The sequence below is a fragment of the Streptomyces sp. NPDC058459 genome, from assembly GCF_042721685.1.
In the GTDB taxonomy this organism is placed as follows: Bacteria; Actinomycetota; Actinomycetes; order Streptomycetales; family Streptomycetaceae; genus Streptomyces.
Map to the genome: position 1 here is coordinate 24,903 of NZ_JBHXLV010000026.1, position 20,447 is coordinate 45,349.

The 20,447-nt window shown below is 71.5% G+C and carries 21 protein-coding genes, 1 tRNA gene and 1 pseudogene; 14 read left to right on the forward strand and 9 right to left on the reverse strand.

Annotated elements, in window-relative coordinates; all coding sequences use genetic code 11:
• Positions 1-99: 99 nt before the first annotated feature.
• Positions 100-258 (forward strand): hypothetical protein, encoded by a 159-nt coding sequence (locus ACFWN1_RS07965; protein WP_384359260.1) that lies wholly within the window; start codon positions 100-102, stop codon positions 256-258.
• A 6-nt stretch (positions 259-264) separates the two neighbouring features.
• Here the strand turns inward: ACFWN1_RS07965 and ACFWN1_RS07970 are convergent, their stop codons facing one another.
• A complete protein-coding gene (locus ACFWN1_RS07970; RefSeq protein ID WP_384359261.1) occupies positions 265-816 on the reverse strand; it encodes a hypothetical protein in 552 nt (183 codons plus the stop codon).
• A 141-nt stretch (positions 817-957) separates the two neighbouring features.
• Between ACFWN1_RS07970 and tsaB the strand changes: the two genes are divergently transcribed.
• The 5 genes from tsaB (at position 958) to ACFWN1_RS07995 (ending at position 3,623) form a co-directional block, all read left to right on the forward strand.
• Positions 958-1,614, forward strand: coding sequence for a tRNA (adenosine(37)-N6)-threonylcarbamoyltransferase complex dimerization subunit type 1 TsaB (gene tsaB / locus ACFWN1_RS07975; RefSeq protein WP_384359262.1), 657 nt, complete (start codon positions 958-960; stop codon positions 1,612-1,614).
• Between the two features lie 17 nt (positions 1,615-1,631).
• Positions 1,632-2,126, forward strand: coding sequence for a ribosomal protein S18-alanine N-acetyltransferase (gene rimI / locus ACFWN1_RS07980; RefSeq protein WP_384359278.1), 495 nt, complete (start codon positions 1,632-1,634; stop codon positions 2,124-2,126).
• Positions 2,119-3,210, forward strand: coding sequence for a tRNA (adenosine(37)-N6)-threonylcarbamoyltransferase complex transferase subunit TsaD (gene tsaD / locus ACFWN1_RS07985; protein WP_384359263.1), 1,092 nt, complete (start codon positions 2,119-2,121; stop codon positions 3,208-3,210). The genes rimI and tsaD overlap by 8 nt, the downstream gene beginning before the upstream one ends.
• A complete protein-coding gene (locus tag ACFWN1_RS07990) occupies positions 3,207-3,461 on the forward strand; it encodes a hypothetical protein (RefSeq protein WP_384359264.1) in 255 nt (84 codons plus the stop codon). The genes tsaD and ACFWN1_RS07990 overlap by 4 nt, the downstream gene beginning before the upstream one ends.
• Positions 3,462-3,550: 89 nt before the next feature.
• Positions 3,551-3,623, forward strand: a tRNA-Gly gene (locus tag ACFWN1_RS07995).
• A 208-nt stretch (positions 3,624-3,831) separates the two neighbouring features.
• Here the strand turns inward: ACFWN1_RS07995 and ACFWN1_RS08000 are convergent.
• Positions 3,832-5,151, reverse strand: a complete 1,320-nt coding sequence (locus ACFWN1_RS08000) for a methyltransferase domain-containing protein (RefSeq protein WP_384359265.1) — start codon at positions 5,149-5,151, stop codon at positions 3,832-3,834.
• Between ACFWN1_RS08000 and ACFWN1_RS08005 the strand changes: the two genes are divergently transcribed.
• From ACFWN1_RS08005 to groL, 4 genes are all read left to right on the forward strand, one after another.
• Positions 5,134-6,096 (forward strand): polysaccharide deacetylase family protein, encoded by a 963-nt coding sequence (locus ACFWN1_RS08005; protein ID WP_384359266.1) that lies wholly within the window; start codon positions 5,134-5,136, stop codon positions 6,094-6,096. The genes ACFWN1_RS08000 and ACFWN1_RS08005 overlap by 18 nt on opposite strands.
• Complete coding sequence (locus ACFWN1_RS08010; RefSeq protein WP_384359267.1) at positions 6,093-6,650, forward strand: hypothetical protein; 558 nt, start codon at positions 6,093-6,095, stop codon at positions 6,648-6,650. The genes ACFWN1_RS08005 and ACFWN1_RS08010 overlap by 4 nt, the downstream gene beginning before the upstream one ends.
• Before the next feature lie 268 nt (positions 6,651-6,918).
• Positions 6,919-7,227 carry a co-chaperone GroES gene (gene groES / locus ACFWN1_RS08015; protein ID WP_381101379.1) on the forward strand — a complete coding sequence of 103 codons (309 nt, stop codon included), beginning with the start codon at positions 6,919-6,921 and terminating at the stop codon, positions 7,225-7,227.
• 117 nt (positions 7,228-7,344) lie between these two features.
• Positions 7,345-8,967, forward strand: a complete 1,623-nt coding sequence (groL, locus tag ACFWN1_RS08020) for a chaperonin GroEL (RefSeq protein WP_384359268.1) — start codon at positions 7,345-7,347, stop codon at positions 8,965-8,967.
• A 151-nt stretch (positions 8,968-9,118) separates the two neighbouring features.
• On the opposite strand, the gene ACFWN1_RS08025 is transcribed toward groL, so the two are convergent.
• The 4 genes from ACFWN1_RS08025 to ACFWN1_RS08040 form a co-directional block, all read right to left on the reverse strand.
• The gene (locus ACFWN1_RS08025; RefSeq protein WP_384359269.1) at positions 9,119-9,784 is read right to left on the reverse strand and encodes a hypothetical protein; all 666 of its coding nucleotides are present in this window, start codon (positions 9,782-9,784) and stop codon (positions 9,119-9,121) included.
• A 30-nt stretch (positions 9,785-9,814) separates the two neighbouring features.
• Positions 9,815-11,029 (reverse strand): helix-turn-helix domain-containing protein, encoded by a 1,215-nt coding sequence (locus ACFWN1_RS08030; RefSeq protein ID WP_384359270.1) that lies wholly within the window; start codon positions 11,027-11,029, stop codon positions 9,815-9,817.
• Positions 11,030-11,132: 103 nt separating this feature from the next.
• The gene (locus ACFWN1_RS08035) at positions 11,133-11,906 is read right to left on the reverse strand and encodes an SDR family NAD(P)-dependent oxidoreductase (protein ID WP_384359271.1); all 774 of its coding nucleotides are present in this window, start codon (positions 11,904-11,906) and stop codon (positions 11,133-11,135) included.
• Between the two features lie 53 nt (positions 11,907-11,959).
• Positions 11,960-12,628 (reverse strand): MOSC domain-containing protein, encoded by a 669-nt coding sequence (locus tag ACFWN1_RS08040; RefSeq protein ID WP_384359272.1) that lies wholly within the window; start codon positions 12,626-12,628, stop codon positions 11,960-11,962.
• 80 nt (positions 12,629-12,708) lie between these two features.
• Here ACFWN1_RS08040 and ACFWN1_RS08045 point away from each other — a divergent pair, with 80 nt between their 5' ends.
• Positions 12,709-13,608 (forward strand): LysR family transcriptional regulator, encoded by a 900-nt coding sequence (locus ACFWN1_RS08045; RefSeq protein ID WP_384359273.1) that lies wholly within the window; start codon positions 12,709-12,711, stop codon positions 13,606-13,608.
• Positions 13,609-13,661: 53 nt separating this feature from the next.
• Here ACFWN1_RS08045 and ACFWN1_RS08050 read toward each other — a convergent pair whose 3' ends face one another.
• On the reverse strand, positions 13,662-13,985 hold the full coding sequence (locus tag ACFWN1_RS08050) for a WhiB family transcriptional regulator (RefSeq protein WP_384359274.1): 324 nt from the start codon (positions 13,983-13,985) through the stop codon (positions 13,662-13,664).
• Between the two features lie 381 nt (positions 13,986-14,366).
• Between ACFWN1_RS08050 and ACFWN1_RS08055 the strand changes: the two genes are divergently transcribed.
• The 3 genes from ACFWN1_RS08055 (at position 14,367) to guaB (ending at position 18,080) form a co-directional block, all read left to right on the forward strand.
• Positions 14,367-14,978 (forward strand): response regulator transcription factor, encoded by a 612-nt coding sequence (locus tag ACFWN1_RS08055; RefSeq protein ID WP_003948568.1) that lies wholly within the window; start codon positions 14,367-14,369, stop codon positions 14,976-14,978.
• Between the two features lie 767 nt (positions 14,979-15,745).
• Positions 15,746-16,333, forward strand: coding sequence for a sigma-70 family RNA polymerase sigma factor (locus tag ACFWN1_RS08060; RefSeq protein ID WP_384359275.1), 588 nt, complete (start codon positions 15,746-15,748; stop codon positions 16,331-16,333).
• Positions 16,334-16,571: 238 nt separating this feature from the next.
• Positions 16,572-18,080, forward strand: a complete 1,509-nt coding sequence (gene guaB, locus ACFWN1_RS08065; RefSeq protein ID WP_384359276.1) for an IMP dehydrogenase — start codon at positions 16,572-16,574, stop codon at positions 18,078-18,080.
• Between the two features lie 116 nt (positions 18,081-18,196).
• On the opposite strand, the gene ACFWN1_RS08070 is transcribed toward guaB, so the two are convergent.
• Together ACFWN1_RS08070 and ACFWN1_RS08075 are read right to left on the reverse strand one after the other, a co-directional pair.
• Entirely contained in the window at positions 18,197-18,568 is a 372-nt protein-coding gene (locus ACFWN1_RS08070) for a ricin-type beta-trefoil lectin domain protein (RefSeq protein ID WP_384359279.1), read from the reverse strand.
• Between the two features lie 33 nt (positions 18,569-18,601).
• Positions 18,602-19,795, reverse strand: a pseudogene (locus ACFWN1_RS08075) (glycoside hydrolase family 64 protein); the annotation flags it as partial.
• Between the last annotated feature and the right edge of the window lie 652 nt (positions 19,796-20,447).

The window sequence follows — 20,447 nt, forward strand, 5'->3', positions numbered from 1 at the left end:
GAACGTGTTGCGCGGGACGTACCAGGCGTGGTCATATGGTACCCAGCCCGAGGTAGGCATACCTAACTTCGCTTGCCCTCGCAGCTCAGGAGGCGCCCCATGCCCGTCACCCCGGCCCGCCCGGAGCGCATCCGGACCACCCCGCGGCCCTCCATGAGCGACCTCCTGGCCTCCTGCGCGGCGGCCCGGACGGTCTCCACCCCGCCCGCACCCCCGGCCCCGGCCGGTCGCGGCCGTGATCATCGCGAGGCGGCCTGACCGGCGTCAGCGGATCACCACCACCGGCACCCCGATCGTGGCGAACCGCCACATCGCGTCGCCGTCCGGGCGGGTCTCACGGATGCCGCCGGTGCGGGGGGAGCCCGGTTCGGCGGGCGCGGCGCGGGTGGCGGCGCTGAAGCCGACCGTCACGCCGTCGACCGCCGTGAAGCGGACGACGTGCTCCACCGGGACGCCGTCGCTGCCGGTCACCGCGTGGGAGCGCGAGGTCACCCAGTAGGAGCCCGGTGCCGGGTCGACGCCGCCGGGGCGGACGCCGAAGGTGCGGGTGACGCGGCCGCGGTCGTCCACCAGCCAGACCCGGTCGTCGTCGACCGAGTACACCACCCGCTCGCCCCTGCCCGAGTCGGCCGGCAGCGCCGTGGGGTGGCGGCGGTCGCGCGGGGCCCTGGTGGCGGCCACCGAGGGGGACGCGCTCGCCGAGGGCGCCCGCAGGCTCGCCGGGACGGTCGCTTCGGCCTGGTAGGCGAGGAGGCCGACGGCGCCGACGGCCACCGCGACGAGTCCGGCCACCATCCCCGAGCTGGTCCCTGCCACGTGCGCCACCTCTGCCTCGTACCGACCCGTCACGGTTCGCGGGACAAGTGAGTTCTCTCCTGGTTCGTACAGACCGTAGCAGTCGGTGACGGTCTGTACGGGACGGGCGTGCGCGAGCCGTCGGCGCCGTAGGCTGTTCGCGTGCTTCTGCTCGCTCTGGATACCGCCACCCCCGCCGTCACCGTCGCCCTGCACGACGGGACGGACGTCGTCGCCTCGTCGAGCCAGGTGGACGCCCGCCGCCACGGAGAGCTGCTGCTGCCCGCCGTGGACCGCGTGCTCGCCGCCGCCGGGGTCCGGCTGGACGCCGTCACCGGCGTCGTCGTCGGCACCGGCCCCGGCCCCTACACCGGGCTGCGGGTCGGCCTGATGACCGCCGACACCTTCGGGCTCGCCCTCGGCGTCCCCGTGCACGGCGTGTGCACCCTGGACGGCCTGGCCCATGCCGCCGACATCGAGAAGGGCCCCTTCGCCGTGGCGACCGACGCCCGGCGCAAGGAGGTCTACTGGGCGACGTACGCCGACTCCCGCACCCGGCTCACCGGCCCGGCCGTGGACCGCCCGGCCGACATCGCCGAGCGCGTCGCGGGACTGCCCGCCGTGGGCGCGGGCGCGCTGCTCTACCCGGACACCTTCCCCGACGCCCACGAGCCGGAGCACGTGTCCGCCGCCGCGCTCGCCTCGCTGGCCGCCGAGCGGCTGGCCGCCGGGGAGGAGCTGGACGAGCCCCGCCCGCTGTATCTGCGCAGGCCCGACGCCCAGGTGCCGAAGAACTACAAGGTGGTCACCCCCAAGTGACCGTGACGCTGCGCGAGATGCGCTGGTGGGACATCGACCGGGTCCTGGGCCTCGAGAAGGACCTCTTCCCCGAGGACGCCTGGTCGCGGGGCATGTTCTGGTCCGAGCTGGCCCACGCCCGGGGCGACGGCGCCACCCGCCGCTACCTCGTCGCCGAGCACGACGGCCGCCTCGTCGGGTACGCCGGGCTCGCCGCCTCCGGTGACCTCGGTGACGTCCAGACCATCGCCGTCGCCCGCGACCAGCAGGGCACCGGCGTCGGCGGCCGGCTGCTGACCGAGCTGCTGCGGGCCGCCACCGCCTTCGAGTGCGCCGAGGTGATGCTGGAGTGCCGGGTGGACAACACCCGCGCCCAGAGGCTCTACGAGCGCTTCGGCTTCGCCCCCATCGGCTTCCGGCGCGGCTACTACCAGCCTGGCAATGTGGACGCCCTGGTGATGCGCCTGACCGACCCCTCCTCCTCCCTGGAAGACGTACAGGGAACCGAGCAAGGAACCGAGATCAATGGCTGACGAACCTCTCGTCCTCGGCATCGAGACCTCCTGCGACGAGACCGGCGTCGGCATCGTGCGCGGCACCACCCTGCTCGCCGACGCGATCGCCTCCAGCGTCGACGAGCACGCCCGCTTCGGCGGGGTCGTGCCCGAGGTGGCGTCCCGCGCGCATCTGGAGGCGATGGTCCCGACCATCGACCGCGCGCTGAAGGAGGCGGGCGTCACCGCCCGCGACCTCGACGGCATCGCGGTGACCGCGGGACCCGGCCTCGCGGGCGCCCTGCTGGTCGGCGTCTCGGCGGCCAAGGCGTACGCCTACGCCCTCGGCAAGCCCCTCTACGGCGTGAACCACCTCGCCTCGCACATCTGCGTGGACCAGCTGGAGCACGGCCCGCTGCCCGAGCCGACCATGGCGCTGCTGGTCTCCGGCGGCCACTCCTCGCTGCTGCTCTCCTCGGACATCACCTCCGACGTCCGGCCGATGGGCGCCACCATCGACGACGCGGCCGGCGAGGCGTTCGACAAGATCGCCCGCGTGCTGGACCTCGGCTTCCCCGGCGGCCCGGTCATCGACCGCTACGCGCGCGAGGGCGACCCGGCGGCCATCAGCTTCCCGCGCGGCCTGACCGGCCCCCGTGACGCCGCCTACGACTTCTCCTTCTCCGGGCTGAAGACCGCCGTGGCCCGCTGGATCGAGGCGAAGCGGGCGGCCGGCGAGGAAGTGCCGGTCCGTGACGTGGCCGCTTCCTTCCAGGAGGCCGTGGTGGACGTGCTGACCCGCAAGGCGGTGCGCGCCTGCAAGGACGAGGGCGTGGACCACCTGATGATCGGCGGCGGTGTCGCGGCCAACTCCCGGCTGCGGGCGCTGGCCCAGGAGCGCTGCGAGGCGGCCGGCATCCGGCTGCGCGTGCCGCGTCCCAAGCTGTGCACGGACAACGGCGCGATGGTCGCCGCCCTCGGCGCCGAGATGGTCGCCCGCAACCGCTCGGCCTCCGACTGGGACCTGTCCGCCGACTCCTCCCTGCCGGTCACCGACCCGCACGTGCCGGGCACCGGGCACGACCATGTGCACGAGGTCAGCAAGGAGAACCTCTACTCATGACCGTCGCCCTGATGTGGGAGGCGAAGGCCGCCGACGGCCGGGGCGGGGAGCTGCTGGACTGGGCCCGCGCGCAGCGACTGCCCATGACCCCGCTGCGCCGCGAGACCTTCCGCGCGCCCGGGGACCGGGTACTGGTCATCACCTGGTGGGAGGCCGCCTACGACGCGGACGTGCCGGAACTGCCCGCGCCGGACGCCGGTCTGGTGTCCCGGCCGGTGCACCGCTGGCGGTTCGAGCCGGTCGCGGACTGATCCGCCGGCTCCGGGTGGCGCGTTGCGGTGATCTCTGGCTATGATCATCACAGAGCGAACGGCCGGAACAACTCCGGTACGAACGCCGTGCGTTGGTGGTCCAAGTCAAGACGCCCCGCTTCCTGCGGGGAAATGCAGGTGCGATCCCTGCCCAGCGCTCCACTTCACCCCGTCCCGGGTATCCGGGGCGGGGTGTTCTCGTTCCCGGGCTCCGGCGAGACCCTCACGGTGCCCGGCCGGGCCGGTGCCGGAATCCGGGGAGCGCATGCGTGGAGCCGTTGCCTCACCGGCTCACTCCCGGCCCGGGACTCCGCCACGGGGCCGCCGGGCACTTTCGCCCTGCCCGGGGAGGTCCGGCAGCGCTGCCCGATCACACGGTCGTGCCGCTCGGCCGGTCGGTCGCCGGGTGACCGATCAGCATCGTCGGCGCTCCCGCCACCCGGGTCATGAACACCGTCGCCGAGTGGGGTCCCTGCGGTTTGACCTTGCGGCGCAGCTCCTCCGGCTCGACCGCCGAGCCGCGCTTCTTCACCGTCAGGTTGCCGACGCCACGCTCCCGCAGCAGGGCCTTCAGCTTCTTGACGTTGAACGGCATCCGGTCGGTGATCTCGTAGGCCGTGGCGTACGGGGTCGGGCGGAGTGCGTCGGCGGTGACGTAGGCGATCGTCTCGTCCAGCAGGCCGCCGTCCAGCTCCTCGGCGACCTCCGCGACCAGGTGGGCGCGGATCACCGCGCCGTCGGGCTCGTACAGGTACCGGCCGGGCGGGCGGACCGCCGGGTAGGGCAGGCCCCGGCCCCGGAGGGTGCGCGGGCCGGGCAGGAGGGTGGCGCGGACACCGCCGGGCGCGCCGGTGCCGAACCAGAGGACGGCCTCCTTCACGTCACCCCCGTCCGAGATCCACTCGGCCTCGGCCTCGGCGGGCACCGCCTCGTGCGGGATGCCGGGGGCGATCTTCAGGGCGGCGCGGGGCGCGGCCAGCGCGGCGGCCACGGCCCAGGACAGGGGCGGTGAGTACGCCTCCGGGTCGAAGACGCGGCCGCGTCCGCCGCGCCGGGCGGGGTCCGCGAACACCGCGTCGTACCCGGCGGTGTCCACCTCGGTGACATCGGCCTCGCGCACCTCGATCAGGTCGCCGAGGCCCAGCACCCCGGCGTTGGCGCGGGCCACGGCCGCCGTCAGCGGGTCCCGGTCCACCGCGAGCACCCGGATGCCGGCGCGGGCCAGCGCGAGCGCGTCGCCGCCGATCCCGCAGCACAGGTCGGCCACCGAGGTGACGCCGAGCGCCCGCATCCGCTCCGCGCGGTACGCGGCCACACTCGCCCGCGTCGACTGCTCGACCCCGTTCGGGGTGAAGAACATCCGCCGCGCGTCCCCGGCGCCGAACTTGGCTTCCGCCCGCTGCCGCAGCCGGGCCTGGCCGAGCGCGGCCGACACGAGCCCGGCCGGGTGGGTGCGGCGCAGCCGGGTGGCCACGGCGAGTTCGTCGGCCGGCGCGGTGCCGCGCACCTCGTCGAGGAGGGCCCGGCCCTCGTCGGTGCGCAGCGCGTGGAATCCCTGGAGTGCGGAGAGCTGGTCGTTCACCGGCTCATTGTGGGCCAGTCGGTGGACCGTGCGCCTCCGGCGGCGGTGTCGGGCCGGGACCGGGGCCGGCGCCTGCCAGAATCCGGCAGCATGGGATATGTAGTACAAAATGACAAATCCCGGACCGGCTCCGGGGCCGGCTCCCGGATCGGTTCCCGGACCGGCCGCCGGCTCCGTCCCCGGTCCCTGGTCGTCCGCTGCTCGCTCGCCGTGCTGGCCACCGCCGCCGCCCTCGCCGGCTGCGCGGACTCCGGCCCCGGCGGCCCCGCCCCCGCCGGGCTGGGCGGCCCCGCCAAGGCCCCTGACGCCGCCTCGGCCCGCCTGGCGGAGCGGCGCCGCATGGTGGCCGCCGCCCGCCGGTGGAAGCTCGCCCAGGTCCCGCTCACGGCCCCGGCCCCACCCGGGGTCAAGCCGAGGATCACCGCCCGCGACGGCTTCGAGGTGGACCACCAGGAGGACGAGGCCCTCCCCCCGGTCTTCACCACCGTCCCCACCGACAAGAAGATCGTCTTCCTCACCATCGACGACGGCGCCGAGAAGGACCCCCGGTTCCTCCGGATGATGCGGGAGCTGAAGGTCCCGTACACCGCCTTCCTCAGCGACTACCTGGTGAAGGACGACTACGGGTACTTCCGCAGGAGCCAGGCGTACGGCAACACGCTGGACAACCACACCCTGACCCACCCCTACCTGCCCGGCCTCTCCTACGAGCAGCAGCGCCACGAGATCTGCGGCATGCAGGACGTCATGGAGGAGCAGTACGGCAAGCGCCCCGAGGTCCTGCGCCCGCCCTACGGCGACTACGACCAGGACACGCTGCGCGCCGCCAAGTCCTGCGGCATCAAGTACGCGCCGATCTGGAACGAGGAGGTCTTCGTCGACCACTGGGAGTACCGCGAGGACGACCAGCGGCTGCACCGCGGCGACATCGTCCTCACCCACTTCCGGGGCACCGACGAGTGGGACGGCACGATGGTCGACGACATGCGCCGCTTCCTGAACAAGGTCACCCGCGAGGGATACGCCGTGGCACGCCTGGAGGACTACCTGTGAGGCGCCCGGCGCGGCCGGCCCACCGTGCGGCGCGGGCCGTCGCGCTCGCCTCGGCCGCGCTGCTGCTCACCGGCTGCGCCCAGTCGGTCGACCCCATCGAGCGCCTCGGCAAGAAGGCCGCCGCGGGCGTCCGCCGCCCGGCCCCCGAACGCGCCTATCTCCGCTGGGGCCTCACCGCCCCCCTGGCCGCCCCGCCCCGCCCCCTCTCCCTGCGTGCCGGGACCCGGGTGGCGGACCACGTGGCCACAGCCGACCGGGTCGTCTTCCTCACCTACGGCGAGGGAGCCGTACGGGACCGGAGGCTGGCCGCACTGGTCGGCGAACTCCGCCTGCCGGTCACCGTGTTCACCCGCGCCGACGCCGCCGTCCACTGGCGCGTCAAGACCACGCGCTACGGCCTCACCTACAGGGGCACCCCCGAACACCTGACCCCCGGCGACATCGTCCGCATCACCCCGGACCACGAGGGCGCCCTGGCCGAGCGCACGGTGCGCGTGCTGAAGGAGGTGCAGCGCAGGGGCCTGACGGCCGGAAGGCTGACGGACTACCGCTAGGCACTTCGACCCGTCCGGCGTCCGAGGCCGCGCGCGCCGACAGCACGGCGCGGCCACGCCGAAGAGGTACGCGATGCCGACGCGCCGCACGTCGATTGGCACTCCGCTTGACCGAGTGCTAACCCCGGTCATAGTCTCGGCACTGGCACTCGGCACACGAGAGTGCCAACACAGCGACGGGCAGGTCCGGCACCCGCGACGACGGATCGACCTGGTCGCCACCTCAGACAGTCAACCCCGTGAATTCTCAGAAGGGGGAGGTCGGATCGTGACGACCGCCAGCTCCAAGGTTGCCATCAAGCCGCTCGAGGACCGCATCGTGGTCCAGCCGCTGGACGCCGAGCAGACCACGGCCTCGGGCCTGGTCATCCCGGACACCGCGAAGGAGAAGCCCCAGGAGGGCGCCGTCCTCGCCGTCGGTCCGGGCCGCTTCGAGAACGGCGAGCGCCTGCCGCTCGACGTCCAGGTCGGCGACATCGTGCTGTACAGCAAGTACGGCGGCACCGAGGTGAAGTACAACGGCGACGAGTACCTCGTCCTCTCGGCTCGCGACGTGCTCGCGATCATCGAGAAGTAGTTCACCCCGAAGCATCTGCTTCACCACTGCGCCCCTGGTTCCCGCGACCGTAAAGAAGCCGGGCGGCCGGGGGCGCAGGCACATCCACCCAGATTTTCCGAGAGGGCTCCCGCTGTCATGGCGAAGACACTGAAGTTCGACGAGGACGCCCGTCGCGCCCTTGAGCGCGGCGTCAACAAGCTTGCCGACACGGTGAAGGTGACGATCGGCCCCCGCGGCCGCAACGTCGTCATCGACAAGAAGTTCGGCGCGCCCACCATCACCAACGACGGTGTCACGATCGCCCGTGAGGTCGAGATCGATGACCCGTTCGAGAACCTCGGCGCCCAGCTGGTGAAGGAGGTGGCGACCAAGACCAACGACATCGCGGGTGACGGCACCACCACCGCCACCGTGCTCGCCCAGGCGCTGGTCCGCGAGGGCCTGAAGAACGTCGCCGCCGGCGCGTCCCCGGCCGCCCTGAAGAAGGGCATCGACGCCGCGGTCAAGGCCATCTCCGAGGAGCTGCTCGCCTCGGCCCGCCCGATCGACGAGAAGTCCGACATCGCCGCCGTCGCCGCGCTGTCCGCCCAGGACCAGCAGGTCGGCGAGCTGATCGCCGAGGCCATGGACAAGGTCGGCAAGGACGGTGTCATCACCGTCGAGGAGTCCAACACCTTCGGTCTGGAGCTGGACTTCACCGAGGGCATGGCCTTCGACAAGGGCTACCTGTCCCCGTACTTCGTCACCGACCAGGAGCGTATGGAGGCCGTCCTCGACGACCCGTACATCCTGATCAACCAGGGCAAGATCTCCTCGATCACCGAGCTGCTCCCGCTGCTCGAGAAGATCATCCAGAGCAACGCCTCCCGGCCGCTGCTGATCATCGCCGAGGACGTCGAGGGCGAGGCCCTGTCGACCCTGGTGGTCAACAAGATCCGTGGCACCTTCAACGCCGTAGCGGTGAAGGCCCCCGGCTTCGGCGACCGCCGCAAGGCGATGCTCCAGGACCTGGCCGTCCTCACCGGCGCCACCGTCATCTCCGAGGAGGTCGGCCTCAAGCTCGACCAGGCCGGTCTGGACGTACTCGGCTCCGCCCGCCGCGTGACCGTCACCAAGGACGACACCACGATCGTGGACGGCGGCGGCAACTCCGCCGACGTGCAGGGCCGCGTCGGCCAGATCAAGGCCGAGATCGAGAACACCGACTCCGACTGGGACCGCGAGAAGCTCCAGGAGCGCCTCGCCAAGCTGGCCGGCGGCGTGTGCGTGATCAAGGTCGGCGCCGCCACCGAGGTGGAGCTGAAGGAGAAGAAGCACCGCCTGGAGGACGCCATCTCCGCGACCCGCGCCGCGGTCGAGGAGGGCATCGTCTCCGGTGGTGGCTCCGCGCTGGTGCACGCCGCGAAGGTCCTCCAGGACGGTCTCGGCAAGACCGGCGACGAGGCCACCGGTGTGACCGTCGTCCGCAACGCGGTCGTCGAGCCGCTGCGCTGGATCGGCGAGAACGCCGGCCAGGAGGGCTACGTCATCGTCTCCAAGGTCAAGGACCTGGAGAAGGGCCACGGCTACAACGCAGCCACCGGCGAGTACGGCGACCTGGTCAAGGCCGGCGTCATCGACCCGGTCAAGGTCACCCGCTCCGCCCTGGAGAACGCCGCCTCCATCGCGTCTCTCCTCCTCACGACCGAGACCCTGGTCGTCGAGAAGAAGGAAGAGGAGCCGGCCGACGCGGGCCACGGCCACGGCCACTCCCACTAGAACAACAGCCCCCTGGGGCAACGGACTTCGCCCCGCCGGATTCTCCTGGCGGGGCGAAGTGCTGTCCGAATCCGGACCGCTGCCCGGCGAAAGCCCACCGGCAACCCGCATGCGACATCCGTGCGTCAGTCACTCGGCACCGCCGGGACCACTATCCCTCTGCCACGTCCTGTTCCCGCCGCCAGCCCTTGTAGGCGAGAGGAAGTTCCGTGTAGGTGTAGGACGGGAGTCCATTTCCGAACTCCCGCAGTTTCGCCCAGTCCTTCTTCAGGTCCCCCTCGGTAGGGAACTTCCCGAATTCGATCGCCATGCAGAGCACGTCCTCCACGGTGACGACCGTGAGATCCCGCTCATTGGCGAGAGCCTGACCGCCCTGATCGTCGATGGCGACATACACCTCGTGGCCCTCGTCCTGGAAGTGCACTCCATGCGCGACGACCACCGCCTCTCCGAGATCCCTCGAATCCCGCAGGGCTTCTTCGAGCTGCCGGCCTCGCACGTCCTCGAAAACCTCGATCACGCGAGCCGATGCCGTCCGCGCCTCGATCGGCGGAAGGACGCGGACGTACGGGCTGCCTGTCAGGCGAGTCCACCTGAGTTTCAGTCCGGGGTACTTCCTGTCCTTGCCCACGATCTCGTCAGAGACCTCCTGCGGCACGAGGAGGACGAGTTCGGCCTGGCGGAGAACATTCACAAGCAGCCTGTGGAGGTTGGCACCGACGAAGTGCACGCAGATAACCGCGTCCAGGATGCACAGCGGCTCCGCCTGTTCCTCCGGAGCGATTTCCCCCAGCGCCGGTTCGTGCTTCTCGGGCAAGCCTCCACCCTTCGACGTCCCCCAACAGGGTCAGTCTACTTGCCTCTTGTCGCCTCTTGTCCGGCCACGAGCGACCAGTCGGTCGCGATCGACTCTCTTGGGCTCCGGCAGGTCAGGGAAGATACCCGCCTCCCTGAGACCCGCTTCGGCTTCTTCCGGCTTTCGCCCCTCAAGCATGGCCAGGGCGCGGACTCCGATGAGATTACGCCGGTACGCCTCAACGGCACGTTCGAGAATGCGCCGAGGGGCACGAGGGGAACGAGACGACTCCTTCTCCTGTTCGTAGGCCGGCCCCCAGCCGTACTTCTGCGCGAGCTGTTCTCCGGTCGGCCGCTGCAACTTCCTCTTCTGCTCCGCGGTGAGCATCGACATGGACTCGAGCTGAATGAGGATCACCGGGAAACTCACTCTGAAGTGCCGTGCCAGGAGCGCTGCGGTGCGTTCCTCGATCCGGCCGGCCGTGTGGTAGCGCTCGGTGGACAGCCATGACCTGATTCCCTCTTCGGGCGCCAGAAGGTGACGGGCGAAGGCGTCGCAGCGTCTCTCCTCAGGTGTCCGCTCTCCGTTCAGCTCGTGAACGCGGATACCGTCCTGCCAGAGAAGGTGGCCCAGTTCATGCGCGAAGGTGAACCTCTGCCGCTCGGGTACATCGCATGTCCGCACCGTGATGAGGGTGGTCCGGCGCACCGGATCGACAGCAGTGATGCCGTCGATCGAGCTGGGGAGTTCGAGTACCGCCGTATCAGCGCCGGTGAGCTGCTCGATCAGTTCGTCCACGTCAGCGATCGGCGCGCAGCCCAGGCGCAGCTTTTGCCGCACCTGTTCGGCCAGCGTTCTCGCCTGCTGCTCCCATGCCAGTCGGGTATCGGGAGCAGGGAGACGCCCCTCCGGTCTCCGTTCGTGCGGCGCGCTCGCTCCCAGCTTGTCCAGCCGGGCGTCCAGTTCCACGACGTCAAGGGCGCGACGAACCGCCACCTGGCGCTCCCCGGCATCGCTCCCGTTGATCCTCGCCGCGACCTGGACCCGCTCGCGCACAGGATCGCCGCTGGTCAGCAGGCGTACGGGAATGTCCAGGGCCACAGCGAGGCGGTCGAGTTCGGCAAGCGTCACGCCCGCTCGGACGCCGTTCTCGATGCGTGTCAAAGTGGGTTGGGAGAGCTGAGCGCGTGCGGCGAGATCGCGCTGGTTGAACCCAGCTCGCTCACGTTCGCCGCGGATCCGCTCCCCCACGAGCTTGAGATCCACGTAGCACCTCCTCGTTGAATCTATTCTACCGGCCTGATTCACACTGGCCAGTCGTACATATAGCACCCCCGACCGACAGTGCGTGGACACCGGACCGCCTTCGTCAGCGGGGTCCGTACTTGCGGCCCGTGCGTGCGCTGATCCCGCCCAGCAGTCCGCGCGGGGCGACCTTGGCCAGGCCCATCAGGGCCTTGTAGCGGGGGTCGGGGATGGAGACGGTCTTGTTGCGGGCGAGGTCGGTCAGGGCGGACGCCACCAGCTTGTCCGCGTCCAGCCACATCCAGCCGGGGATGTTGTCCGTACCCATCCCGGCCCGCGCGTGGAACTCGGTGCGCACGAAGCCGGGGCAGAGGGCCATCAGCCGGACTCCGCTGCCCGCCAGGTCCCTCGCCGCGCCCTGGGTGAACTGCACGACCCACGCCTTCGAGGCGCCGTACGTACCGCGCGGGACGAAGGCCGCCACCGAGGCGACGTTCACCACCCCGCCGCGCCCGCGCTCCCGCATCGCCTCCGTCGCCGCCGAGGTCAGCCGGAGCACCGCCTCGCAGTGCACCTTGATCATCCGCAGCTCGTCCGCCATGGAGACCTCCAGATAGCGGCCCTTGTTGCCGAACCCGGCGTTGTTGACCAGCAGGTCGACCGGGCTGCGGCGGTCGGCGAGCCGCTCGGCCACCGCCTCGATGCCCTCGTCCTCGGCCAGGTCGGCGGTCAGCACCTCCGCCTCGACGCCGTGCAGGTCGTGCAACTCGAGCGCCTGCTCCCGCAGCCGCGCCGTGTCCCGCGCCACCAGCACCAGGTCGTGCCCGTCCGCCGCCAGCCGCCGTGCGAACGCGGCGCCGATGCCCGCGGTCGATCCCGTAATCAGAGCCGTTGTCATGGCCCAAGAGTAGTGACCCGCACCGGCGGCACCCGGCCCGTGGTGACGGCCGTTCAGCGTGGCTGGTCCGCCAGGTACTTGTGGACCTTGGCCAGCGTCTCGGTGTGCAGCGCGTCGCCCGCCGCGAGCAGCGACGGCAGCAGCTCCCGCTCGGTGGTCACCGCGCGGAACTGGGTCGCCGCCGTCACCCCGTGGTCCGGCCGGCGCACGATCTCCACCGCGTCGCCCGCCCGGATCTCACCCGGTTCGATCACCCGCAGGTAGGCACCCGTGACGCCCTTCCGGGTGAACCTCCTCACCCAGCCCCGCTCGGCCATGTGGCCCTGGAACGTACGGCACGGAATCCGTCCCGACGTCACCTCCAGCACCACCCCGGAACCGATCCGCCAGCGCTCCCCGATCAGCGCCCCGGAGACGTCCAGCCCCTCGGTGGTGAGGTTCTCCCCGAAGCAACCGTTGGACAGCGACCGGCCCAGCTCGCGCTCCCAGTCGTCCAGGTCCTCGCGCGCGAAGGCGTACACCGCCTGGTCGTCCCCGCCGTGATGGCGCAGCTCGCACACCGCGTCCCCGGCCAGCCCGCTGCCGCCGGTCCCCTTCGGCCCCGGTGCCGCCACCCGCACCGGCCCGTCGGCGGGCCGCTTGTCGATGCCCGTCACCCCCTCGGCCTGGTCGGTGTACGGCACCGCGCTGGGGCGCCCCAGATTGACGGAGAGAAGCTTCATGCGCGCACGGTACGTGACCGCTGCCCAAAGCGTCGAGGCGATATCGGGACCGGGTCCCAAGCACGCCTTATGCTCGATGGGTGATCGAGGCCCGCCATCTCCGCGTCCTGCGCGCCGTCGCCACCACCGGTTCCTTCTCGGCGGCGGGGCGCGAGCTGGGGTGCACCCAGCCCGCCGTCAGCCAGCAGATGAAGGCGCTCGAGACGTCCGTCGGCACCCCGTTGCTGGTCCGGGGCGGCCGCGAGATGCGGCTGACGCAGGCCGGCGAAGCCCTGGTCAGGCACGCCTCCGGCATCCTCGCCGGACTCACCGCCGCCGAGGAGGAGGTCGCCGCCATCGCGGGCCTGCGCGCGGGGCGGGTCCGGCTGGTCTCCTTCCCGAGCGGCACCTCCACCCTGGTCCCCACCGCCCTCGCCGCCCTGCGCGCCGCCCACCCCGGCACCCGGGTCTCCCTGGAGGAGGCCGAACCACCGGGGTCCGTGGAACTGCTGCGCCAGGGCGACTGCGACCTGGCCCTCGCCTTCCGCTACGAGGGCGACGGCGGCTCGGGGGAGTGGGACGACCTGGTGGTCCGACGGCTGCTGACGGACCGTCTGGTCGCCCTGGTCCCGGAACGGCACCGGCTCGCGGGCGCCGACGCCGTCGCCATCGGGGAGCTTGCCGAGGAGCCCTGGATCGCGGGCTGCCCGCGCTGCCGGGGCCAACTGGTGCGGGTCTGCGAGGGTGCCGGATTCACCCCTCGCATCGACTTCGCCACCGACGACCACCCGGCGGTGGTCGGCCTGGTCGGCGCCGGCCTGGGCGTGGCCGTACTGCCCCGGCTCGCGGTGGAGTCGGTACGGCCCGGGGGGGTGCGCGTGGTCCGGCTGGAGCCCGCGGTGCGACGGGAGATCGTCGCCCTCACCCTGCCCGACCTGGCCCAGGTCCCGGCCGTGGCCGCGACGTTGGAGCAGCTGGGCCGGGCGGCTGCCCGCGCGTAGGCACGGCTCAAGGGCACGCGGCTGCGTGCCCGGGGAGTAGCAGAAACGTTCCTTCAGGCGTGCGGGCCGATGCTCCCGCCGGTGGTGGACACCAGCCGGTTGCGCGCCCGGCCCATCAGCTCCTCGCGCTCGTCCTCGGTCAGCCCGCCCCAGACGCCGTACGGCTCACGCACCGCAAGCGCGTGGGCCGCGCACTGCGCTCGGACCGGGCACCGCATGCAGACCTCCTTGGCCGAGTTCTCACGTGCACTCCGCGCCGCACCGCGCTCGCCCTCCGGGTGGAAGAAGAGTGAGCTGTCCACCCCTCGGCAGGCCGCCAGCAACTGCCAGTCCCACAGGTCCGCGTTCGGTCCGGGAAGGCGGGAGAAATCTGCCATTACGTGACCCCTTGTAGCCGTTCTGGGCGGATACCGTGCCTTCGACCGTACATCTCCGGTCAAAGGAGATGAAAATATGACTCATTGCGAATCTAGCCTCAGACACTAAAAAATGGGACCAAAAACGGCTAAATGGGGCACGAGCGGTGCGTAAAAGCCGTGGGTCCGCCGAGCGCGCCTGCACCGTGTCGGAGCCCTCACGTAGAGTGCCGAAGTCGGTGCGCCGACCCGTAACTCTTTCGGGTGACCGTCGTTGAGAGTGCGGAGGCGGTTGAAAACAGAAGCGCTCGGGCAGGCGTCCGAGACGGTCGACCGCACAGGTGACGATTCCGTACCAGCCTGGAGGCTCAAGGTGACGCGCATCAGCTGCGGAGGGCGGTCATGACTTCCGTCCTCGTCTGCGACGACTCCCCGCTTGCCCGAGAGGCGCTTCGCCGCGCGGTTGCGACCGTGCCCGGCGTCGAGCGCGTGACGACGGCTGCCAACGGCGAGGAAGTCCTCCGCCGGTGGGGCGCCGACCGCTCCGACCTCATTCTCATGGACGTACGCATGCCCGGTCTGGGCGGCGTCGAGACCGTGCGCCGTCTGCTGTCCGCCGATCCGGGCGCGCGCATCATCATGCTGACCGTCGCCGAGGACCTCGACGGCGTCGCCCTCGCGGTCGCGGCGGGCGCGCGGGGCTATCTGCACAAGGACGCCTCCCGCGCGGAACTGCGGGCGACCGTGACGCAGGCCCTCGCCGACCCCACCTGGCGGCTGGCCCCGCGCCGGCTCCGCTCGGCCGAGATGGGCGCCGCGCCCACGCTCACCGCGCGTGAGATCCAGGTGCTCGAGGGCATGAGCCACGGCCGCTCCAACGCGGAGATCGGCCGCGAGCTGTTCCTCTCCGAGGACACCGTCAAGACCCACGCCCGGCGCCTGTTCAAGAAGCTCGGCGCCTCGGACCGCGCCCACGCGGTGGCACTCGGCTTCCGCTGGGGACTGGTCCGGTAAGGGCATGCGCAGCCGCTGCGCTCGGCCGCGGGGTCCCCGGCGGGCTTCGGAGGGTGTCGGGGTGTGCGGTCGGTCGGCCCCGGCGGTGGTGCTCGCCGCGGGCGGGTACCGGACGGTGCCGGTTCCGTCCGGCGCCGGGCCGGGTGTCCTGGCCGGGGTGATCGCGGCCGGTTCCGGTGGGCCTCGCCGGTCCGGCTCGCCGGGAGCACCGGCGGTGGTCGCGGTGTCCGTCGATGCCGGGGACGCGCTCGCGGGCGGTGGCTGGACGGCCGCCGGGCCCGTGCCGCGTCCGTCCGCCGGCGGTGCTCTTCGCGGCGGCGGCCGGGCCGGCCCGGGTGCCCCGCGTGGGAGTCGTCGGGCGGGACCGGTCAAGGCCGGTGCCGGATGCGGCTCGGGCTCGGCGGGTGCCCTTCGTCCGCGTGGCCCAACGGGCTCGCCGTCGGCCGGCGCGGGTCACGCCCAGCCGGGACTGAGCCGCCGCGCAGAAGACGCCGCAGCTCACAGCCGTCCCCGTACCGGCCCCGCCGGAGGCGGGTGTGGCGGATTCCCCTCTGTCCGCCCCGGGCGGGGGACCGCGTGCTGCTTGTTTCGGCGGAGATGGCGCATCCTTGAGGTGTGGAGTCTCTCGGGGACGAGTCGAGCGAACGGAAAACGAGCGGAAGGGGAGGGCGCAGGAGATGAGTGCCGGCGCACCTGCTCATAACGCTTCGGTGCACAACCACGAACGCGATGCGACGGACCGTGCGGCCGCAAGGCACCATGGACCGATGCGCGACGACGAGGCGGGCACGGCCCCCGGGCCGATCGGCGCCCTGGTGCACCGTGCCGTCGACGGGGACGAGCAGGCCACGCACGACCTGCTCGCGCACGTCCACCCCCTCGCGCTGCGCTACTGCCGCACCCGGCTGTCCCGGCTGCCCGGCGACGCCCGCCACTTCGTGGAGGATCTCGCCCAGGAGGTCTGCGTGGCGGTGCTGCTCGCCCTGCCGCGCTACCGCGACACCGGCCGCCCCTTCGAGGCGTTCGTCTTCGCCATCGCCTCCCACAAGGTGGCCGACCTCCAGCGCGCCGCGATGCGCCACCCCGGGTCCACCGTCGTGCCCTCCGACGAGATGCCGGAGCGGCCCGACGACTCCCTCGGCCCCGAGGAGCGCGCCCTGCTCAGCTCCGACGCCGCCTGGGCGAAGAAGCTGCTGGCCAACCTCCCCGAGAACCAGCGCGAACTGCTGCTGCTCCGGATCGCCGTGGGCTTGACCGCGGAGGAGACAGGGCAGATGTTGGGAATGTCACCCGGAGCGGTGCGCGTGGCCCAGCATCGCGCGCTGAGCCGCCTGCGCGCCCTGGCCGAGCAGTAGCCCCCGACCGCGCGCCGAGGTGTCCCGGCGCGCGGGTGGCTGCTCCGGCGTGAACCAGCCGGTGAGCAGCCCGCGAGGTCCTCGTACCGGCTCTTCGCGGGCCGGCGGGTGAGCTGGCGGGCCGTCGGCTCCGTACGAACACACGAAACCTGAAGCGCCCCCTGGTGTGGAATTTGCTCACGTGGCTTCCCGTTAGCATGGACATCCGCACCGATCAAGGCCATATGGGGAAGGTGTCATGACTGCCAACGTCGACGGAGTGCCCGGTAAATTCCAGACGCTCGGGCTGACCTACGACGACGTGCTGCTGCTGCCGGGCGCGTCGGACATGGCGCCCGACGAGATCGACACCGCCTCGTACGTCTCCCGGAACGTGCGGGTCAACATCCCGCTGCTGTCCGCCGCCATGGACAAGGTGACCGAGTCCCGCATGGCGATCGCCATGGCCCGGCAGGGCGGCGTGGGCGTGCTGCACCGCAACCTGTCCATCGAGGACCAGGCGAACCAGGTCGACCTGGTGAAGCGGTCCGAGTCGGGCATGGTCACCGACCCGATCACCATCCACCCGGAGGCCACGCTCGCCGAGGCCGACGCGCTGTGCGCCCGGTTCCGGATCAGCGGTGTGCCGGTGACCGACCCCGACAAGAGGCTGCTCGGCATCGTCACCAACCGTGACATGGCCTTCGAGACCGACCGCACGCGGCGGGTGCACGAGGTCATGACGCCGATGCCGCTGGTCACCGGCAAGGTCGGCATCTCCGGCCCGGAGGCCATGGAGCTGCTGCGCAAGCACAAGATCGAGAAGCTGCCGCTGGTCGACGACCGCGGTGTGCTCAAGGGCCTGATCACGGTTAAGGACTTCGTCAAGGCCGAGCAGTACCCGAACGCGGCCAAGGACGGCGAGGGCAGGCTGCTGGTCGGCGCGGCGGTCGGTGTGGCCGGTGACTCCTTCGAGCGGGCCCAGGCGCTGATCGAGGCGGGCGCCGACTTCATCGTCGTGGACACCGCGCACGGTCACTCCCGGCTGGTCGGCGACATGATCGCCAAGATCAAGTCCAACTCGTCCGGCGTCGACGTCATCGGCGGCAACATCGCCACCCGCGACGGCGCCCAGGCGCTGGTGGACGCGGGCGCGGACGGCATCAAGGTCGGCGTCGGCCCCGGCTCGATCTGTACCACGCGTGTGGTCGCCGGTGTGGGTGTCCCGCAGGTCACCGCGATCTACGAGGCCGCGCTCGCCGCCAGGGAGGCCGGTGTCCCGGTCATCGGCGACGGTGGCCTGCAGTACTCCGGTGACATCGCCAAGGCCCTGGTCGCGGGTGCCGACACGGTGATGCTCGGTTCGCTGCTCGCGGGCTGCGAGGAGTCGCCGGGCGAGCTGCTGTTCATCAACGGCAAGCAGTTCAAGTCGTACCGGGGCATGGGTTCGCTGGGCGCGATGCAGACGCGGGGCGACCGCCGGTCGTTCTCCAAGGACCGCTACTTCCAGGAGGGTGTCGCCTCCGACGACGCGCTCATCCCCGAGGGCATCGAGGGCCAGGTGCCCTACCGGGGTCCGCTGTCCTCCGTGGTGCACCAGCTGGTCGGCGGTCTGCGCCAGTCGATGTTCTACGTCGGCGGCCGTACCGTGCCGGAACTGCAGGACAACGGCCGGTTCGTCCGGATCACCTCGGCGGGGCTCAAGGAGAGCCACCCGCACGACATCCAGATGACGGTCGAGGCGCCGAACTACAGCGGCAAGCGCTAGAAACCACCAGTGTCGCGCTGTCCGGCCTGATCAGAGGCGTCGCTCGGGGCCGGGCCCGCGTTCCTCGCCCGACCAGGGCATGGCCGGGCGAGGGACGCTGGGGCTGGTGACGTGGCTCAGGAGGGCAGGTTCCAGCGCTGGTTGACGCCGCCGTCGCAGTCCCAGATGTCGAGCTGGGTGCCGTTGGTGGTGGAGAAGCCGGGGTCGTCCAGGCAGCGCCCGGAGGCGGGGTTGACCAGGCTGCCGTTCGCACCCGTCTGCCAGACCTGGTTGCCGCCACCGTTGCAGTCCCACAGCTCCACCAGGGAGCCGTTGGCAGTGCCGCCACCGGTGACATCGAGGCACTTGCCGCCCGCGGTCAAGGTGCTGCCGTTGTACGTCCACTGCTGGGCGGCGGTGCCGTTGCAGTCCCACAGGCCGACCTTGGTGCCGTTGGCCGTGGCGCCGCCGAAGTCGTCCAGGCACTTCCCCGCGAGACCCGACGTCACCGGGCCGGTCCTGCCGGACGAGCCGCCCCCTCCGCTGAGCGGGTCGAGGGTGATGGACGCGGAGGCCGGGTTGTCGTCGTGGACCAGCGACTCGTGGTTGCCGACGTCGTCGAAGGCGAAGGCGTAGGCCTTGCCGTCGGCCATCTGCGCGTGCAGGAACTTGGCGTAGTAGTTGGTGACCGCGTCCTGGTAGAAGCCCGCGGTGCCGGTGTCGGGCTGGTTCGGGTTGGTCAGCAGCGTGGTGCGGTTGAAGCCGGCGCACAGGGTGCGGGAGATCGGCCCCCGGACGAGGTCGTTGGGGGCGTCGAGCAGCTTGTAGCAGCCGAAGACGCTGTCGGCGTCAGGCTTCTGGAAGGACGTGACGACGGCGCCGGACGTGTTGGTGAAGTTCATGGTGTTGCCCGAGACGCGCCCGAAGTACTTGGTGCCCGGCTGGTCGGCGAAGGGCGTGACCGTCAGGGTGGAACCGCTGTACTTCGACCACACACGGTTGATGTAGTCGTCCATCACGCCGGCGGGGAGGGCGCCGGACTCGATCCCGTGGCCGGGGCTGAGTGCGCGCAGCACCGAGCCGTCCGAGCGGGTCTGGACGAGGTTGCCCCAGCCGCCGGGCCTGGCACGCAGGGAGTCGAAGAAGGCGTTGTAGCCGCCCGCCTTGAGCGTGCCGGTGGTCCTGGTGCCGCCCGAGCCGGTGACGCCGACGGTGTAGGGGACGGAGAACATGTCGACCTGGGTGCTGTTGATCCACAGCCCGGCGTCGTTGAGCGTGTACTCGGTCCAGTCGAAGAGGATGTCGTGGTTCGGGTCGGACGGGTTCTGGACGGCCGGCTGCACCAGGCCGCCGGTGGTCAGCTTGAAGACCAGTTTCTGCCCGAAGGAGAAGTAGATCCGGCCCGAGAACTTCGGGATGCGGATCGTGGCCGACTGACCGTTGGCCGGGCCGGTGATCGACGCGTCCGGCGCCGGTGTCGGCGGGTTGCCGCCGGCCGGCCAGGCGTGGAAGGTGCCGGACGCGTCTGCCCAGCCCTGTCTGCCGGTGGACAACTGGGTGCCCAGATCGTAGATGTAGACCGGTTCACTGCGCCCGGAGTGGTTGGTGTACGTCAGCGGGATGGTGTCGGGGACCGCCGCCTGTGCGACGGGTGCGGCGAACCCGGCGAGTCCGGCGGCGGTCAGTGCTGAGGCGAGTGCCATCGGCAGCAGTGACATCAGTTTCGTGCGTCTCATGAGCGCGGGCTCCTCGGAGGTGGGGGTGGACTTGCTTCGGAAGGGGCTGACGGGGAGCGCTCTGCGGCCGTCGCCGCCGTCACGGGACCGTGGATCTCGGCTCGGTGTCGCCGGGTGGCCGGGGCCGAGGACGCCCGGGATCGGGCGGGTGGGGAGTGAGGGCGGACGGACCGGCCCCGCCCTTTGAGAGCGCTCTCACGCTGCGACTGGGCTTTGAGAGCGCTCTCACGTTGCGGGGGCGAGACCCCTGAGAGCCGGGCCGGCATCCGTGCCGGCCGGGCCCGCGGAGGGTCAGCCGGTCACATGGTCACGGAGGAGGATCGCGGTGCAGGGCCACACGCCGGTGGGGGCCGGGTGGTCTGCCCTGGGGCGGGCGTGGGGGGTGGCCCTGAGTCGCAGAGCCGCGGCGGAGCTCATCGCTCGATGCACAGCGTGGTCCTTCACCGGTGGGGGGATGAGGACGCGCCGGGACGGCTGTCGGCGCAGGGCGGTGGACTGTCTCCGTCTGTGGGCGACAGTGTGGAGTCGTGTCCGACAGCGGGTCAAGAGTCCGGATGGAAGAAACAGGAACCGACGACCGAGCCGGCCCGAGGCCCGGCCGACCGGGCCTCGTCCGGCCCGGCCGGTGTCGTCCGGCACCGTGGAGGATGCG